General features: G+C 64.3%; 12 protein-coding genes and 1 pseudogene. 9 read left to right on the top strand and 4 right to left on the bottom strand.

Going from position 1 to position 18,174, the window contains the following annotated elements:
- Nucleotides 1-82: 82 nt before the first annotated feature.
- The 3 genes from KZ498_RS00370 to KZ498_RS00360 all read left to right on the top strand — a co-directional run bounded on the left by KZ498_RS00370 (nucleotide 83) and on the right by KZ498_RS00360 (nucleotide 6,068).
- A complete protein-coding gene (locus KZ498_RS00370) occupies nucleotides 83-4,618 on the top strand; it encodes a glycoside hydrolase family 15 protein (protein ID WP_312615860.1) in 4,536 nt (1,511 codons plus the stop codon).
- Between the two features lie 50 nt (nucleotides 4,619-4,668).
- Nucleotides 4,669-5,613, top strand: coding sequence for a sugar phosphate nucleotidyltransferase (locus KZ498_RS00365; RefSeq protein WP_312615859.1), 945 nt, complete (start codon nucleotides 4,669-4,671; stop codon nucleotides 5,611-5,613).
- 125 nt (nucleotides 5,614-5,738) lie between these two features.
- On the top strand, nucleotides 5,739-6,068 hold the full coding sequence (locus tag KZ498_RS00360) for a hypothetical protein (protein WP_312617328.1): 330 nt from the start codon (nucleotides 5,739-5,741) through the stop codon (nucleotides 6,066-6,068).
- A gap of 13 nt (nucleotides 6,069-6,081) precedes the next feature.
- Here the strand turns inward: KZ498_RS00360 and KZ498_RS00355 are convergent, their stop codons facing one another.
- Nucleotides 6,082-7,137, bottom strand: coding sequence for a glycosyltransferase family 4 protein (locus tag KZ498_RS00355; protein WP_312617327.1), 1,056 nt, complete (start codon nucleotides 7,135-7,137; stop codon nucleotides 6,082-6,084).
- 388 nt (nucleotides 7,138-7,525) lie between these two features.
- Between KZ498_RS00355 and malQ the strand changes: the two genes are divergently transcribed.
- Complete coding sequence (gene malQ, locus KZ498_RS00350) at nucleotides 7,526-9,016, top strand: 4-alpha-glucanotransferase (RefSeq protein ID WP_312615857.1); 1,491 nt, start codon at nucleotides 7,526-7,528, stop codon at nucleotides 9,014-9,016.
- Nucleotides 9,017-9,018: 2 nt separating this feature from the next.
- On the opposite strand, the gene KZ498_RS00345 is transcribed toward malQ, so the two are convergent.
- Nucleotides 9,019-9,870 (bottom strand): translation initiation factor eIF-2B, encoded by an 852-nt coding sequence (locus tag KZ498_RS00345; RefSeq protein ID WP_312615855.1) that lies wholly within the window; start codon nucleotides 9,868-9,870, stop codon nucleotides 9,019-9,021.
- A 506-nt stretch (nucleotides 9,871-10,376) separates the two neighbouring features.
- Between KZ498_RS00345 and KZ498_RS00340 the strand changes: the two genes are divergently transcribed.
- On the top strand, nucleotides 10,377-11,633 hold the full coding sequence (locus KZ498_RS00340; RefSeq protein ID WP_312615854.1) for an HAD family hydrolase: 1,257 nt from the start codon (nucleotides 10,377-10,379) through the stop codon (nucleotides 11,631-11,633).
- Between the two features lie 57 nt (nucleotides 11,634-11,690).
- The gene (locus KZ498_RS00335) at nucleotides 11,691-12,950 is read left to right on the top strand and encodes a glycosyltransferase (RefSeq protein WP_312615852.1); all 1,260 of its coding nucleotides are present in this window, start codon (nucleotides 11,691-11,693) and stop codon (nucleotides 12,948-12,950) included.
- 16 nt (nucleotides 12,951-12,966) lie between these two features.
- Here the strand turns inward: KZ498_RS00335 and gfcR are convergent, their stop codons facing one another.
- Nucleotides 12,967-13,593 (bottom strand): transcriptional regulator GfcR, encoded by a 627-nt coding sequence (gfcR, locus tag KZ498_RS00330; protein ID WP_312615850.1) that lies wholly within the window; start codon nucleotides 13,591-13,593, stop codon nucleotides 12,967-12,969.
- Nucleotides 13,594-13,786: 193 nt separating this feature from the next.
- Nucleotides 13,787-14,147, bottom strand: a pseudogene (locus KZ498_RS00325) (transposase); the annotation flags it as partial.
- A 178-nt stretch (nucleotides 14,148-14,325) separates the two neighbouring features.
- Here KZ498_RS00325 and glpK point away from each other — a divergent pair.
- The 3 genes from glpK (at nucleotide 14,326) to KZ498_RS00310 (ending at nucleotide 18,154) form a co-directional block, all read left to right on the top strand.
- The gene (gene glpK, locus KZ498_RS00320; protein ID WP_312615848.1) at nucleotides 14,326-15,858 is read left to right on the top strand and encodes a glycerol kinase GlpK; all 1,533 of its coding nucleotides are present in this window, start codon (nucleotides 14,326-14,328) and stop codon (nucleotides 15,856-15,858) included.
- Nucleotides 15,859-16,989, top strand: a complete 1,131-nt coding sequence (locus KZ498_RS00315; protein WP_312615846.1) for a hypothetical protein — start codon at nucleotides 15,859-15,861, stop codon at nucleotides 16,987-16,989.
- A 319-nt stretch (nucleotides 16,990-17,308) separates the two neighbouring features.
- A complete protein-coding gene (locus KZ498_RS00310; protein ID WP_312615845.1) occupies nucleotides 17,309-18,154 on the top strand; it encodes a class 1 fructose-bisphosphatase in 846 nt (281 codons plus the stop codon).
- Nucleotides 18,155-18,174: the final 20 nt, after the last annotated feature.

Genomic DNA, 18,174 nt, shown 5'->3' with positions numbered 1-18,174 from the left:
GCTCTCTCGGGTCAATACGCCGAGTTGTCACTAATTTGTACGAACCACAGGAGTTTATAGAGACTGGTTTGGTTTAATGTGTATGCGGCTTTCGACAGCGCTCAACGAATACAAGTTGACTCGTCATGAGCGCTTTCCAGAGGAGCGCAGGACTGTTTCAGGCTCTTTCTCCGGGCACGGTGACCGCCTGGTCCACGTCGGCGAAGACGGCACGCTGAAGGACTATTCCGATTCGCTCTCCGGGCTCTCCGGTATCGACCGCTCTCGACTCGGGGTCATGCTTGGGGACGATATACGGTGGTTCAGCGACCTGGAGACGATCAGACAGCACTACTACCGCGAGACGCGGCTCGTCGAGACCGAGTACAACGCCGGGTCGTTCACCGTCCACCAGTACGACCTGACGCTGGGACGGGCACACGTCACGCACGTCGCGATGCGCGGGGCCGTTCCACAGGACGCCAAGCTCGTGGCGTTCGTCACGATGGCCCCCGACAGCAGCGACAGCGGCGTCGGCTCGCTGATCCACGAGGACGCCGGACCCAGCGACTCGCGGGTTCTTGAGGTGTTCCACCGCCGTGAGCACGATTACCTCGCCTCGTCGACCGGGCTGGACGCCGTCGCCGGGCAGCGGCCGGAGCGCCTCGTCGAGATGCTCGGGGACAGCGCGGTGGAGTTCCCGCGGTCGTTGCCGGTCGAGCGACGCGACCAGACGCGGCTCACCGGCGACTTCCTCGTGACCGCGCCGCTGGACCGGTCCGGACGCAGCAAGGACACGACGCTGGTCAGCCAGCTCTCGAACCACGACGAGGTCGACCGGGAGACGGCGCTTCTGGACCTCGCCGACTGTGTGGCAGAGCACACGACTTCCGACGACCTCCGGCAGGCCGGACGGGAGCGAACGCGTATCGACGTGGCCGAATCGATGCCACGCTCGGACTCGATACGGATGGACCTGCGCGTGCTGGACCTCCTGTCCTCGCCGACAGGCGGTCGCATCGCCGCACCGGAGTTCGACCCGTTCTACTCGAACTCCGGCGGGTACGGCTACGTCTGGTTCCGCGACGACGCGTCCGTTTCCCGGCACCTGCTCGAAGCCGGGTCCCGGCTCGATGTCGACACCGCCGAAATGCTGACCGAGAGCGCGGAGTTCCTCTGTGACAGTCAGCTCTCGGACGGGCGGTGGCCCCACCGCGTCTGGGCCGACAGCGGGGACATCGCACCGGGATGGGCCAATGCCAAGGTCGAGCACAACGCCGAGTCGCCGGAGTACCAGGCCGACCAGACCGCGACTGTTACCGCCTTCCTCGCAACACTGCTGCGAACACACCGGAGCAAGCTGGACGCCGAACTGACGGCGACGGTCCGGGAGACCATCGAGGCGGCCGTCGACACGCTCATCGAAGACATCGCGGCCAACGACCTGCCCGAGCCGTGTCAGAACGTCTGGGAGGACTCGGTCGGCCAGTTCACACACACCACCGCGACGTTCATCGAGGCCTTCGCCGCGGTGACGCGCGCCCCGATGGCCGAATCGGTCCGCGAGCGAAGCCTGACGGCGGCCGACAGGCTACTGGACGGGCTGGAGACGCTCTGGGACGGCGACATGGGCGTGTACGTGATGGGCCTGACAAACGGGACGCCGGACCACCGCATCGACGCCGCGGGGCTCCACCTCGCGGACGCCCTACAGGAGTACGACAGCGTCGAGTCGACTGCGCTGACCGACCAGCAACTCACCCGCCTGGCCGACCACGTGAGCACGACGCTCGATACGCTGTTCCGGAACCCCACCGAGAGCCGGGTCGCGGGACTGGCCCGCTACGAGGGCGACCGCTGGCGGACCGGCCACCAGGACGACGAGAAGATCTGGACGGTTACGACGGCGATGGGGGCCCTCGCCGCCGCCCGCGTCGGCGACATGCTGAACGACCGCGAGGAGAGCGGCGACGCCTACCTCGACCGCGCGAGCGACCTGTACGAACTGCTCGACAGCGACGGGCCGCTCACGACCGACGCCGGCTACCTCGCCGAACAGGCCTTCGACGACGGTGACCTCGACAGCGCCACGCCGCTTGGCTGGTCCCACGCGCTGCGGCTCCACGCGACTGCACGCCTGGGTGAGCTGAACGCGCTGCCGACGACATCGGCCGGAACCGAGGGGCCGAGCGAGCGCCCGACCTGGACCACCGGGGAAAAGTACGGCGTCGGCACCGTCGCCGACCACGACGCGCCGGACCCGTCCCGCGTCTGGTTCACGCTCACCGAGGGCGCACTGACGGAGGCCCGCTATCCCCAGGTCGACCTGATGAACCTGCGGACGCTCGACTTCCTGGTCCGGTGTACGGACGAGACGGACTATGCCGTCCGGACCCACCGGGAGAACCGACGGACCGACGACAGCGTCAGGCGTCGCGTCGAACCGGTCGACGACGAGGCGCTCCTCTATCGCCACGTCTTCACCGAGACCGGCGACGGCAGAGGCCACGAGTGGACGCTGACCGTCGACTACGCGACCGACCCCGAACACGACGCTATCGTCGCTGACGTGTCGTTCAGCTCCGAGGACGGCAAATCGTACGACGTGTTCTCGGTTGCGGACATCGCGCTTACCAGCACGATTACCGAGGACCGCGCAATCAGATACGGTGAGCCCGGGAGCTACCACCTCGTCGGCCGGAACCCGCTGGCCTACACCGACGAGACGGACAACGACCTGCTCGTCGACGAGAACGGCGACGCCTACTCGGTCGCCGTGGCGATGGCCGCGGCCGGACGCTTCGACTGGGCCACTGTCGGCTCGGCCGGCAGCGGTCGCCTCGATGCGCTGTACTCCGACGGCAACCTCCCGGACCCGGTCGAATCCATCGACGGGACGAACCTCGTCCTCATAGGCCGGCTGGACTCGGGGACTCGTATCAACGACACGGTCGCGCTCGGCTTCGCGCGGCAGGCCGACACCGCGGCTGCGCTGGGCGAAGCCGACGGCGCGCTCGACCGCGGCTACGAGACGGTCAGCGCGGAGTACGCCGACAGCTGGGCCGACTTCCTCTCGGACAAGCCGCTCCCGGCGTCGGTCGCCCACGACGACGCGCTGGCGAACCAGTACCGGACCGCGCTCATGACGCTGCTGGCCGTCGAGGACAAGACCTACCACGGCGCGTCTATCGCGTCGCCGTCCGTGCCGTGGGGCGAGGCCGTCCACGCCGAGGAGCCGAAAGGCTACGGCTACAACTTCGTCTGGTCCCGGGACCTGTACCAGGTGTTCACCGTCTTCGACGCCATCGGGTCGCTGGACATCGCGACGGACCAGTTGGAGTACATCTACGAGTACCAGCAGGACGAGGCGGGCTTCATCCCACAGAACACCTACGTCAACGGGACGACACGCTGGGGCGGCGAGCAGATGGACAACATCTCGTTCCCGCAGGTGATGGCCTACCGCCTCGCCGAGTCCGGCGTCGACTTCGAGGACGTCGACTACAGCTACGAGAACGTCCGGCGGTCGGCCGAGTACGTCGTCCGTCACGGGCCCGAGACCGCCCAGGAGCGCTGGGAGGAGGAGGCGGGCTTCTCGCCGTCCTCGATTGCGACCGAAATCGCCGGGCTCGCGTGTGCGGCGAAGATCGCGCTGGACACCGGCAACAAGGCCGACGCGCTCGTCTGGCTGGCGCTGGCCGACCAGTGGGCGAACAACGTCGAGGCCTGGACCGCGACCGAGACCGGGACCGAGCGCCACACCAACACGCCTTACTACACGCGAATCACGCTCGATGGCAACCCCGAGACGGGCCATCTCCGCACGCTCGCGAACGACGGCCCGACGCTCGACGAACGGAACATCATCGACGGCGGGTTCCTCGAACTCGTCCGACTGGGTATCAAGCCCGACGACGACGAGGCCATCCGCAACTCCGTCGTCGAAGTCGACGACACGATCAGCGTCGACACGGAGTACGCGCCCGGGTTCTACCGGTACAACGGCGACGGCTACGGCGAACGCGGCCGGGCCGACCAGGGCGCGCCGTGGACGGTCGAACACAAGGGGAAGGGTCGCCTCTGGCCGCTGCTCACCGGCGAGCGCGGCGAGTACGAACTGCGCCGCGACGATCCGGAGATTCTGCCCGAGAACTGCCTCCGGATGATGCAGGACGTGGCGAACTCGGGGCGGATGATCGCCGAACAGATCTGGGACCGGGGCCACGCGACCGACTACGAATGGGAGTTCGCCGAAGGGACCGGCTCGGCGACGCCGCTGGCGTGGTCGATGGCCCAGTACGTGCGGCTGGCCCACGGTATCAGCGCCGGCGAACCGGTCGAGACGCCCAAGTTCGTCCACGACCGCTACCGCGAGCGGGGTGCCCACACTCCCGACCGCAGCCCGGCGCTGCGCGTCGATACGCAGTTCCGCGGGAACGAACTGGTCGTCTCCGGCGAGACGACCGGTGTCTGTGTCGTCGTCAAGACCCCGGCTGACATAGTGTACATCCCTGTCGAGGACCGGGAGTTCGAGGTCGCGGTCGACGTCGACCCCGGTGAGAACCAGGTGATCGTTGCCGCCGCGGATGACGAGGACCTGGTCACTGCCGGGACGACCGTCTGGCAGCTAAACCTCTAGTTTTTCCAACAAGTAGTTACCACTTTATAACTCGGGTTTGACGTTGGGATATGGACGCGATTGTACTAGCAGGCGGCTACGCGACACGACTGTGGCCGATCACTCGACGCCGGCCGAAGATGCTGCTCCCGGTCGGCGAAACGACCGTTATCGACAGGATACTCCAGTCGCTCGAGGACGACGACCGCATCGGGACGACGTATCTGAGTACGAACGAGGCCTTCGCCGACGACTTCGAGGCCCACGTCGACGAGATGGGCTATGAGAAGGTCCAGCTCTCCGTCGAGAGCACGGCAGACGAAGACGAGAAGTTCGGCGTCGTCGGCGCGCTCGCACAGCTGATCGAGCGCGAGGGTATCGACGACGACCTGTTCATCATCGGCGGCGACAACCTCATCGGCTTCGACCCCTCGGAGTTCCTCGACTTCTTCGAGGAGCGCGACGGGCCGGCACTCGCCGCCTACGACGTCGGCTCACGGGAGAAAGCCAAGTCCTACGGGCTGGTCGAACTCGACGGCGAGCGCGTCGTCGACTTCCAGGAGAAGCCCGACGACCCCAAGAGCACGCTCGTGTCGATTGCGTGCTATGCCTTCCCGGCCGATTCGCTCCGCTTCGAGGAGTATCTCTCGGGCGACAACAACCCCGACGAACCGGGCTGGTACATCGACTGGCTGCAACAGCAGGAACCGGTGTACGCGTTCCCGTTCGACGACGTCTGGTTCGACATCGGGACGCCGGACTCCTACTTCGAGACCGTCGAGTGGAAACTCGACGGCGGGTCGCTCATCCACCCCGACGCGACCGTCGAGAACTCCGAGATCGGCGACACCGTCCACGTGATGGCAGGGGCCGAAGTGACCGACAGCAGCCTCGAACGGACTATCGTCTTCCCGGATGCCGGGGTCCACGACTGCGACCTCGACGAGACGATTCTCGGTGAGGACGTCGCCGTCGAGGGGTTCAATATGTCGGGGTCGCTCATCATCACCCGCTAGCGGGTCTTTCACCCCGAGGCACCGCTCGGGCGCGAGACCTGGCGCGGTCCGCTGCCGCCGGACCGCTGGCGAAGGACTAAGTGACACAGCGCCGTCTACTCGCCATGAGCAAGTCATCCGACAACATGGGTCAATCGGAAACCGCGCCAGTCACGTTCGAGATGACAATCGACGACGGCCGGACCAGGATTGACGTCTCGGGCGACCGCGATACGGCCGTCATCGTCCGTTCGGCATCGGGCGAGAAAGTATATCTGCCGCCCGAGGACTTCGACCGGCCGCCGGAGGACAGACAGACGCCCTACGACAGTCCCTACCAGTCGGCCGACGGGGGCGCCGATAGCCCGTATCAGACCCGAACGGACACGACGTCCGTGACGGGACTGGAACCGACCGCCGACGGCTACCTTATTGTCCATCCGGAGCCGGTCACGGACGTTCGCTTTCTCCGGTAGGCGCGGCCGTCCGTCAGGCCTCGTCTAAGACCTCGTGGTAGAACTCGACGTGTTCGTCGGCGACCTCCTCCCAGGTCCTGACCTCGTACTCGATGGGCGTCGACAGCGACAGCGCGTGCTCGATTCCCTCGGCAATCGAGTCGGAGTCGGGTTCGACCTCGATGACGCAGTCCTCGTTGAGAAGCTCCGCGGCCCCGCTCTCGCAGGCGACGACGCGCGTCCCGACCGAAAGCGCCTCGACGATTGTGATACCGAACGGCTCCGCCAGCGACGGCGAGACGAACAGGTCGGCACTGTTGTAGTAGTCACCGAGTTCCGACTGGGGGAGATACCCCGGGAAGTAGACCCGGTCCTCGACGCCCAGCAACTCGGCGAACCGCTTGAGCTGTTCGGTGAGGTGGCCCGAGCCGCCAAGCACCAGGCTGACGTCGTCCCGGCCGAGCTTCGAGAGCGCGTACAGCAGGTACGAGAGCCCCTTCTGGTCGGTGTGTCGGCCGACGAAAAACAGCATCTTCCCGTCGATGCCGAGCTCCGCCTTGATGTCCCGGCCCGTCGGCTCCACCGACGAGAACCCGTTGTAGATGACCGTCGAGTCGGCGTCGTACTGCTCGCGGATCCGTCGCTGCGTGAACTGGCTCACCGCGACGAGGTAGTCCGAGCGGTTCGCGACCCGCTGTTCCGTCTCGACCTCCCGCTGTGGCGGGGTCACGTTACGGTCCGCGGATAGCGAGTGGAACGTCGATATCCACTCGACGTCGTGGTCCGCCTTGGCCCGTGAGCCCGGGTTGTAGCCGAACCAGTCGTTCGTGTGGATGATGTCGGCGTCGGTCGCCCTGTCGGCGAACTCCCCGGCCAGCCGGCCGATGCGGGTGATGATGTCGCCGCTCCCGGTCGGGACGCCGTGTATGTTGTCGCGGTCCGGCGGCGCGTACTCGTTGGGCAACACCAATTCGAACTCGACGTCGTCTCTCGGTTCGAGCTGCTCGAACAGCTCCCCGATAGCGGTATCAAGCCCGCCGGTGATGTTGGGTGGGAACCCCCAGCCAAGCATCAGAACGTTCGGTGGCATCTCTGTAACTGGCTCTCTCATCGTAGCATCAAATGGATACAATATATATGTTTGCGTACCCCCGTCGTTGCGTCCTGACATCCACGTCGGCACTGGTTCGGCCCCGGTCCGAGTTGGTTCCGAGGGCCGCTCACTGCTCGCGGGTCGTTCCTCCCCGTTCGCATCTTCGAGGGCCGCTCACTGCTCGCGGGTCGTCCCTCCCCGCTCACTGCTCGCGGGTCGTCCCTCCCCGCTCGCATCTTCGAGGGCCGCTCACTGCTCACGGCTCCTTCCGTCGCCGTTCGCATCTTCGAGGGCCGCTCACTCCGTTCGCGCCCCTCGCTCCGTTCGCAACTCTTGCCTCGAAAGACCCACCCCATTGAAATGCCTGTCAGGGCAACAGATGCGTATGACATTCGAACGGCAGAGCGGGGTATTTCTCCACCAGACGTCGCTCCCGGGGCCACACGGCATCGGTGACCTCGGTGCGGGCGCGCGGGCGTTCGTCGACTTCCTCGACCGGGCCGACCAGTCGCTGTGGCAGTTCTGTCCCCTCGGTCCCACGTCGAGTGTCCACGGGAACTCCCCGTACCAGTCGTCGTCCGCCTTCGCGGGGAACCCCCTGCTCGTCGACCTTCGCGACCTCGTCGACCGCGGTTATCTCTCTGAGGCCGACGTCGAACCGCCCGAGGACCTCTCGGACGGGCACGTCAAGTACGACCGGGTGACCGAGTTCAAGACGGCCCGGCTCCGGACCGCGTACGCCACCTTCGACGAAGGCGCAAGCGACGCGGACCGGCAGTCGTTCACCGAGTTCTGCGACCGCGAGGCCGGCTGGCTGGACGACTACGCGCTGTTCACGGCGCTTAAGTCCGAGTTCGACGGCGCCGGCTGGATGGACTGGCCGGACGATATCAGAACGCGTGAGCCAGCGGCTATGGACCGATACCGGGAAGAGCTGGCAGAGGACATCCGCTATCACAAGTTCGTCCAGTGGTGCTTCGACAGCCAGTGGGGGGCGCTGGCCGAGTACGCCGCCGAGCGGGACATCGGTCTCGTCGGCGACCTCCCCATCTACGTGGGCCTCGACTCCGCGGACGTCTGGGCGTACCCGGAGGTGTTCCGCCTCGACGACGACCACCAGCCGGCGGAGGTGGCCGGCGTCCCGCCGAACCCCGGCGACGACGGCCAGCGGTGGGGGAACCCCGTGTACGACTGGGATGCGCTGCGCGAGAACGACTACGGCTGGTGGATCGACCGGTTCGAGCGGCTGTTCGACCTCGTCGACATCGCCCGCATCGACCACTTCAAGGGCTTCGACGAGTTCTGGTCGATTCCGGCAGCGGCGGACGACCCGGCAGCCGGGCAGTGGCGGGACGGCCCCGGCGCGCACTTCTTCGAGACGGTCGAAGACAGGCTCGGCGAGCTACCGTTTTTCGTCGAGGACCTGGGCTTTCTCGACGAGAGCATCGTCGCGCTCCGGGACCGGTTCGGGTTCCCCGGCATGCGCGTGCCCCAGTACGCCGACTGGTGCGAAGAGGGGCACATGTACCAGCCGATGCACTACCCGGAGTCGGCCGTCGGCTACACCTCGACCCACGACACCGACACCGTCATCGGCTACTACCGCGACCTCCCGGACCGGCAACGGGACTGTCTGCACTACAACCTCGGGACCGACGGGGACGAGATCAACTGGGACCTCATCGAAGCGGTGTGGAACTCGAACGCGGTCGTCGCGATGACGACCGTCCAGGACCTGCTCGGCCTCGACAGCGACGCCCGGTTCAACGTTCCCGGCACGGCGACCGGGAACTGGCAGTGGCGGGTGACCGAAGCGGCTCTCGACGCCGACGTCGCCGAGCGGCTCCGTCGGGTCACCGACAGGACGATCCGTTAAGCTCAGAACCGGAGGATACCGTCCTCGGTGACGACCGTATCGAGCAGGCGGGTCGGCGTCGCGTCGTAGCCCGGGTTCCCGATGTCGAACCCCTCCGGCGGTTCGAGCATCACGTCCGATCCCTGCCGGAACGTGTTTCTGAAGGTGAAACCGCTGCCGATGAACTTCGACGACGACCCGACGACGGTCACGGGGACGTCCATCTCCTTTGCCGTCGCGGCCAGCGGCAGCGTCCCGATACGGTTGTACACCGTGTCGTCGATGAGGCAGTTCATCCCGACGAAGACCCGGTCGCACTTCGAGAGGTAGTGGCCCGACGCGCCGTCGACGATGAGCGTCACGTCGGCCCCGTCCCGGTCGGCCAATTTGCGGGCGGTTCGACGACCAAGGAAATGCGGTCGGGACTCTCTGGCATACAGGGTGAACTCCTTGCCGTCGTCCAGGGCCGCCCTGAGCGTCGCCATCACCGTCGAGGAGTTCTCGTGTGTCAGCAACACGTCGCCGTCGTCGATGAGCGTCGCTGCCCGCTCCGCCGCGCGGTCCTTGCTTGTCTCGACTTCCGCAACGACCTCGTCGATAGCGGCGAGGAGCCGTTCTTTGGCCTCCGAGACGGAGTCGGGGTCGGCGTCCTTCAGTTCTGTGACGATCCGCTGCTGTGTCGTGTACAGCGGCGCGTGCGAGCGGTTCGCCCGCTGAAGCGCGCTGCTGTTGCGTTCGACCACGCGGAGGAAGTCCTCGACCGTGTGGCACTCGCGGTCGGTCAGCTCACGCAGTGCTTTTGCGGCCTTGACGGCGACGACAGAGGAGCTCTGTGTCTCCATCTCCTCTATCTGGCGCACGGTCTCGTTTATCATGAACATACGTGAGGCCCCCTCCCTTATAGAAAGTTCGAGCCGAGAACGGAAATCATAGCGGCAACGAGCCGAAAGCCTGTCCGTTCACGAGGAGAGATACCGGGAGCTCGACCGCGAAATCACAATCGAGATGTGCTGGATTCAGTCCTGTATGGCGTTTTGTTACCGCGAAAAGTCAGTATATGGTTCGATACGGGATAGTAATAGCACTTTGGAGAAATATGTCATCAAGTATGGCTAATACAAAACTGTAATGAGCTATTTCTATGTACATATTCGAAATAAATCCTACTGGCGCGTATACCACTCGAAAAAGGATTTATGCGAGGTATTTTCGCAATTTTACTATTGCATTGGCCACTCCACCGATTGCATCACGGAACCGACCTGTCCTCACGGGTCGAGTGGTACTGTGTTCGAGTCCACGTAGTTTACCCAGTGCGGTTCGGATACGGGCTTCAGATTATCCACATCCAATTATATGTCTCTCTGTGGTAAGGAATTACATGGGCCAGTACGACCAGCTGTACGAACTGTACAACGAACACGACACTGACACGCTCCGCGCACTGCAGAACCTCGTCGACCTGTTCCCGCTCGTGGAGTCGGCTGTCGCGCTCGACCGTTGGAAAGAGATAAACGAGGAACTCGAAGACGGCAAAGAAGCGGTCGAGGACGCCTTCCCCGACGTCGGAGAGCGCTTCGCGGACCTCGCGGCCCGGGCGCGCCAGGAGCAGGCGTTCACTGGACTGGACCTCTACAAGAAGTACGGCCGTCCGGTCAACGTGTTCGTCCTCGACGTGGACGAGACGCTCCGGTCGACCGGGAGCACCGACAACGAGATCCCCCGCGAGACGCTCAACCTGCTGACCGAGTTCCACGACGCGGGCGTCCCGATCGTTATCTGTACCGGACAGACGCTCGAAAACGTCAAGGGGTTCGCGATACAGGGCCTGGGCAGTCAGATCGTCCATTCGGGGAATCTCAGCATCGTGTACGAAACCGGCACGGGCGTCTTCACACCGCGACACGGAGCCGGGACGAAGCAGTTGCTCTACGAGGACCTGGACGACGAGATACAGGCCGTGTTCGACGACGTCCGCACACGCATTCTCTCGGAGGCCTCCGAGGAACTCCGGAAAGGGTGCCACCTCCAGGGCAACGAGTTCAACATCACGATGAAGCCCAACTTCGAGACGGGGTCTGACGCCGCCGAGGCGGTCATCGATCAGGCGCTGGTGTACGAACTCGACCTGCTCGGTGACGCGGTCGCTACCCACGGCGAGCTCGGCGACGCCAGCGGCCATTCGGTTCCGGACCTGACTCGCGCCTACTACGCCGACCAGGACCCGGAGATCCACGCTGTCCTCGAAAGCGAGGGGGCGCTCCCGGACGCCGCCGCGACCGACGTGCCGGCGGACCTGGGGGCGATACTGGAGCGGATCGATATCGGCTACTACGAGGGGGACGCGGCCGAGATCGGCACCCTCGAACTGAGCAAGGTCGTCGGCGTCGAGGCGGCGTTCGACGTCCTCGGTATCGAGGACCCGTTCGCGGTCGTCATGGGCGACTCGAAAAGCGACCTGCGCGTCATGCGCTGGGTCCAGGAGAACGACGCCGGCATCGCTGCGGCGCCGGAACACGCCTCACAGAGTGTCGTCGACCACGTCGAGTCGACCGACGACCTCATTTTCGAGCAGGGCCGGGCCGGCGACATCTTGCGGATGGTGTACGCACTGAACCGCTTCGCGGACGAGGGATAAGTGGGGAACCCGAAACATAATGTAAGTTGATTAAGAATATAGACGACGGAACGACTGATGTACCACGCACTCACCGACGAGCAGACACTGACAGCGTACGAGGCACACATCACGGACGACCAGCGCGACGCGATTGAAACCGAAGCGGCGGCCCTATCAGATATTCGGGTGGCACATATCAACACGACGGCAAGCGGTGGCGGTGTAGCCGAGATTCTCCACTCGCTGGTCCCGTTACTGAACGACGTGGGCGTCGAGACGGACTGGCTGGTGATGGAGGCCCCGGACGAGTTCTTCGACGTGACGAAGGCGATGCACAACGGGCTACAGGGCGACCGCAGCGAGCTCACCGACGAGATGCGCGAAACCTACCGGTCCGTCACCGTCAGTAACGCCGAGGCCATCACGGAGCCCTACGACGTGATCGTGTTACACGACCCGCAGTCGCTGGGGATGGCACCGACGCTGGCCGAGCGGTTCCCGGAGACGGCGCTCGTTTGGCGGTGTCACATCGACCTCACGGACGCGACGCCGGCGTATCTCGAGTTCGTCCAGTCGTATCTGGAGCCGATCGATTGCGCGATATTCACGCTCCCCGAGTACGGGGACGCGATTTCGGGCGTCGAGAAGGTTCCTATCCATCCGGCGATCGATCCGTTGACCGAAAAGAACCGACCGCTGGGCGAGCTATCGGGCGAGGCCGCCGACGCCGCTGACCTCACGCGCTATCCGTTCGACGCCGACCGGCCACTGATGGTCCAGATCTCCCGGTTCGACCCGTGGAAGGACCCGGTCGGCGTTATCGACACCTACCAGCAGGTGACGGAATCGGTTCCCGAGGCACAGCTCGCGCTCGTCGGCGCGATGCCCGACGACGACCCCGAGGGGATCGTCGTGTACAGAGAGGTCGAAGAGGTGGCAGAGGCTGAGGACGATGTCCACCTCCTGACGAACCTGCCCGACGCCGGCATCAACGCCCTCCAGCGGGGCGCTGACGTCGTGCTCCAGAAGTCGTTTCGGGAGGGGTTCGCGCTGACCGTCTCGGAAGCGCTGTGGAAGGGCACGCCGGTCGTCGGGGGGAACGTCGGCGGCATCCCGCTGCAGATCGACGACGGCGAGAACGGATATCTGGTCGACCCCAACGATATCGACGAGACCGCCGACCGGGTGACCCGACTGCTCGAGGACGACCAACTGCGGCGTCGGCTCGGCAAGCAGGGACGAGAGACGGTCCGTGAGCAGTTCCTCACGCCCACCCTCGTCGGCGACTACCTCTCCCTGTTCGGAGATGTCTCCGGTGGGTCGGATACGCAGTAGCGGCTGTGGAACCGCTTTAATTTTCGCCCATCTGGACCATTTTGATAAGCGAGTGTACCGGGACACCGCTGATCTCGCTCTGCCCGAGTTTGTCAGTCAGGACAACGACCGCCTTGGGGGTCCCGCCGCTGTCCCGAATCCGGTCGATAGTCTCGGTCATTGTCTGTCCGGTGTCGATGTTGTCGTCGACGATGTAGCACTCCCGGTCCCGTATCTTCGCGAAGTTCTCGGAAAACGAGCCGGTGCCGCCCTCGGTCTCGTCGTCGTTCCACTGGTACTTGCCGGGCATGTAGACGCTGAGGTCAGTCGCGAGTTCCTGGCTGATGACTGTTGCCAGCGGGGCACCAGACTTGCCGATACCGATCGTGAGGTCGACGTTCTCGCCCTCTTGGGCCAGCAGGTCGGCCATGATGCCGCCGAGGTGGGTCAGCCGGTGACTGTCCCGCCCGATTGCGCTCCAGTCCACGTGGACGTCGACCGGGCTATCGGCGGGCATCGGCTCCGAGGCGTCCTGGCCGGTCTGTTTGACGAGCCAGCTCGCCGTCTCGCGTGAGACGTTCAGTTCATCGGCGATTTCTCCCTGTGAGAGTCCGTGTTCAGTCAGCTCTTCGGCGCTCTGAATGAGTTTGTCGATAGATTTCATCCACCTGCCACTTCGACACCGACGGGTATAATTTTCCGTCATATATAACGCCGCTCATTCGGTGAAAAATATGGAGACGGACTCGATGTGCCGCCGTACAATCGGCTGAGACTGTCGTATCTTCGGTCCGCGAACCGGACCATTCCGGTGGCCGGGCGACACTATGGCTCGGGGCACTCAAACCGAACAATAATCATTCACACAACTTTCCGATATATTTGCTGAGATGATTTTCGATCCACGAGCCTGCAAAGCTCAATCGGTCGGTTAATTCCGTAAAGATTTCATCGAGGAGGGCGCGGTACTCCACCGCGCCCTCCACGATTAGGGGCGACGATTCCCATTTTGAGACTCTTCCAGACCGATTCAATTGGATTAAGATGCGGAGAGCCGACAGGGAGAAAAATGAGATCGATCCCGAGCTCATGCGGCACGTTCCCGCGTGTGTGCGCACATATAGTGGAGAAGTTATCCAAGACGAGCAGAATCCGGACGAGCGGATTCTGCTCGCGTATCTCTTCGAAACACGCGCAAATCTGTTCTTTCTCTTGGTTCGAGTTCGGCTTGACGTGATAGCGACCCGGGAATCACCCGTTGCGTGGTTCCTTGACGGATAAATCATACACATGCCATTACCTCTGGTAACTGTATGATTAATCAGCACTCCGTTTGTTAATCACTATCACTACGGCTGAACGTACGGTCCGTTGGCCGTTCGGAATTTCAAAACCAATGACAGACACATACGTTGGCTCGATCGACCAGGGAACGACCGGGACCCGTTTTATGGTCTTCGACCACAGCGGCCAGGTCGTTGCGAACGCTTACGAGAAACACGAGCAGATCTATCCAGAGCCCGGCTGGGTCGAACACGACCCCGTCGAAATCTGGGAAAAAACCAAAGACGTCGTGACTACGGCGCTGGACGATGCGGGACTGGAGGCCGAGCAACTGGAGGCAATCGGCATCACGAACCAGCGTGAGACGACAGTTGTGTGGGACGCCGAAGTGGTGAAGCCGGTCCACAACGCCTTGGTCTGGCAGGACCGCCGCACCACCGACCGCGTCGAGGAGATCCAGGAAGCGGACAAGGTCGAGTGGATTCGTGATAAGACCGGGCTGGAATGTGACGCGTATTTCTCGGCGACCAAGACCGAGTGGATCCTCGACAACGCCGAGCCGATGAAACTTGAGGCCGCGCGCGGCGAGGACGTTCGTGACCGGGCCGAGAACGGGGAACTCCGGATGGGTACCATCGACTCCTGGCTCATCACGAAACTCACCGGCAACCATATCACGGACGTCTCGAACGCCTCCCGGACGATGCTGTACAACATCCACGACATGGAGTGGGACGACGAACTCCTCGAGGAGTTCAACGTCCCGAAATCCATGGTGCCCGAGGTCCGCCCGTCCTCCGACGAGAACTACTACGGGACCACCGATCCTGACGGCTTCCTCGGCGCGGAGATTCCCGTCGCGGGCGCGCTGGGCGACCAGCAGGCCGCGCTGTTCGGCCAGACCTGCTTCGACAAGGGCGACGCCAAGAACACCTACGGCACCGGCGCGTTCTACCTGATGAACACCGGTACCGAAGCGGTCGCCTCGGACAACGGACTGTTGACGACCGTCGGCTTCCAGATGTCCGGCGAGCCCGTCCAGTACGCGCTTGAAGGCTCCATCTTCATGGCCGGCGCGGCCATCGAGTGGCTCGAAGACGTGGACCTCATCAACAACGCCGCCCAGACGGCGGAACTCGCGCGCTCTGTCGAATCCACTGACGGCGTGTACATGGTCCCGGCCTTCACCGGGCTGGGCGCCCCGCACTGGGACGGCCGCGCACGCGGGACCATCGTCGGAATGACCCGCGGCACCCGCAAAGAGCACATCGTGCGTGCGACCCTGGAAGCCATCGCGTACCAGACCCGCGACCTCGCAGAAGCGATGGAGGAAGACTCCGGTGTCGAGATGACGACGCTGCGAGTCGACGGCGGCGCGGTCAAGAACAACTTCCTCTGTCAGCTCCAGTCGGACATCATCCAGACCGACATCGCCCGGCCGGAAGTCGACGAAACCACAGCGCTCGGGAGCGCCTACGCGGCCGGCCTTGCTGTCGGCTACTGGGACACCGTCGACGAACTCCGGGACAACTGGCAGATAGACCGGGAGTTCTCACCGGAGATGGCCGCCGAGAAGGCAGACAAGATGTACTCCCGCTGGGACGACGCCGTCGACCGTTCCCGCGACTGGGCACAGGAGGAGTAAATGATCTCCCAGAACCTGTTGCTGCAGCTCCCGGTTATCGGCCTGAGCGTGCCGGATTTCCTGCTGTTGATAATCGCCGCCTTCGCCGGCGGTGCGTTCGGCGCGGCGCTGGGCGCGCTTCCGGCGTTCTGTTTCACCGGCTTCATGGTCATCGCCGGCCAGGCTGTGGCGATTCTCCGGGATGGCATTCTCGCCGAAGTCGGCGAACTCGGCGCTGGGGCTCTCGCGACCGGCGTGACCGGCGCGGTCGCGTTCGGTCCGGTGTTCGGTCCACACGTCTCCTTCGCCGGCGGTGCTGCGGCAGCGGCGTATGCCGCCAAGAGTGAGGGGATGTACGAGCCGGACGACGGCGACTACCACCCGGCGAAGGACATCGCCTACGCGCTGGGCACCCGCCCGGATATCCTGGCCGCCGGTGGCCTGTTCGGTATCTTCGGCATGCTTGTCCGCCAGATTTCCGGCGGGCTCGCGCTCCCGTGGGACCCGATCGCGATGGGTGTCGTCCTGTCGGCTTTCGCCCACCGCATCGTCTTTGGCTACCCGATCATCGGGGCTGGCAGCCGGAACATCCTCGACATGTCGCCGTTCGAGCGCGGCGAGAAGCGTACGGCCACGGACGGCGGCGATGTCCAGACCGACGGCGGAACGGCCAAGTCGTACCGGCTGGCGGTCGAGCCGTGGCTGCCCCACCAGTACAAGTGGGCGAACGTCGCGATGATCGGCCTGGTCACGGGGCTGCTAGGCGGTTGGATCGCGATCCAGACCGGGAGTCCGTTCCTCGGGTTCGGTATCTCCGCCGCGCTCCTGACGTTCCTGAACCTGGGCGTGGAGAAGATTCCGGTGACCCACCACATGACCCTGCCCGCGAGCACAGCCGCGCTGGCTGTCTTCGGCGGCACGCCCGAAACCGGGACGATGGCCGCTGTCGTCGCGCTCCTCGTCGCCGGCATGTTCGGTGCCTACGGCGCTCTCGCCGGGGAGGTCATCCAGCGTGTCTTCTACGCGCACTCGGACACGCACTTCGACCCGCCCGCCGCCGCTATCGTCGTCGCGACGCTGACCATCGCCATCCTGGCGATCGTCGGTGTCTTCGACGGCTCCTCCTGGGTTCCGGCTCTCGGACTCGTCTAACCCGGGACCGCACTCTCTACCGATCGATGGATGATGAAGCACGCTGTCGACAACGACAGGGTGGCGAGCTACAATTGCAACAAGCCCGAGACGAACATCAACAGCCCGGCTGTGGGTAGCGCGAAGGCGACTCCGGACCGCTCTCTCCGAGACCCAGTGAACGAGGGCCGTTCTCCGAGCGATTGCTGCTGTGGTGGCTGCCGACGCCCGACCCCCCTATCCTATCAGATACCATACTAATCGGTAGTATAATATCACAGCCACGTCGAGTTTGATGTACCATGAGTAAGCTAACCGACGGACGACAGGAGTGGCGGCAATGAACCCCCTCGACGAACTGGTCCGTGCGGTCCAGAAGACGGCTCACTACGTGAACGGGAACCTCCCGAACCACGCTAACTCCGGTGCCGGGACCAACCCGAGCGGCGAGGATCAAATAAACGCTGACGTGTGGGCGGACCACCTGTTTTTCGACGGGCTCTCGTCGCTCGATTGCGTCGGCGAGTACGTCAGCGAGGAACGCAAAGAGGCGGTAGACTGTGGCGAGGGGTACAGTGTCGCAATCGACCCACTGGATGGGTCGTCGAACCTGGCCTCGAACAACTCGGTCGGGACGATCGTCGGCGTCTACGACGCCGAACTGCCGGCGTCGGGTCGGGAGATGGTCGCCTCGATGATGGTCCTCTATGGCCCCTACACCACAATGACGGTCGCCCGCGAAGACAAGGATGTCGTGAAGGAGTACCTGCTCCGTGACGGCTACAGCGAGCCCTGGGGCGAGTTTCAGATCCCCGAGGAAACGACAGTGGTCGGACTCGCGGGCAAACCGAGCGAGCGTACCGAGGAATTCAACGCGATTGCCGAGGAGTTCGAACGGGAGCTGAAGCTCCGCTACGGCGGAGCAACTGTCGCCGACCTGGCGCAGGTCCTGGAGTACGGCGGACTGTTCGGCTATCCGGCGACGTCGGGGTATCCGGACGGCAAGCTCCGGGTCCACTTCGAATCCGCCCCGCTCGCGTACCTAATGGAGGCCAGCGGCGGGAGCTCCACAGACGGGTCACAGTCGTTGCTCGACGTCGAACCCGACGGGCTACACGCCCGGACGCCGACGTTCCTCGGCAACGAGGAGCTCGTCCAGCGACTCGAAGCCGCGCTGACTGAGTGATTTCTCGACAACGTTGTCAC

The sequence above is a fragment of the Haloarcula sp. 1CSR25-25 genome, assembly GCF_032027985.1.
Lineage (GTDB): Archaea > Halobacteriota > Halobacteria > Halobacteriales > Haloarculaceae > Haloarcula.
This window is presented reverse-complemented; position numbering and strand designations above follow the sequence as displayed.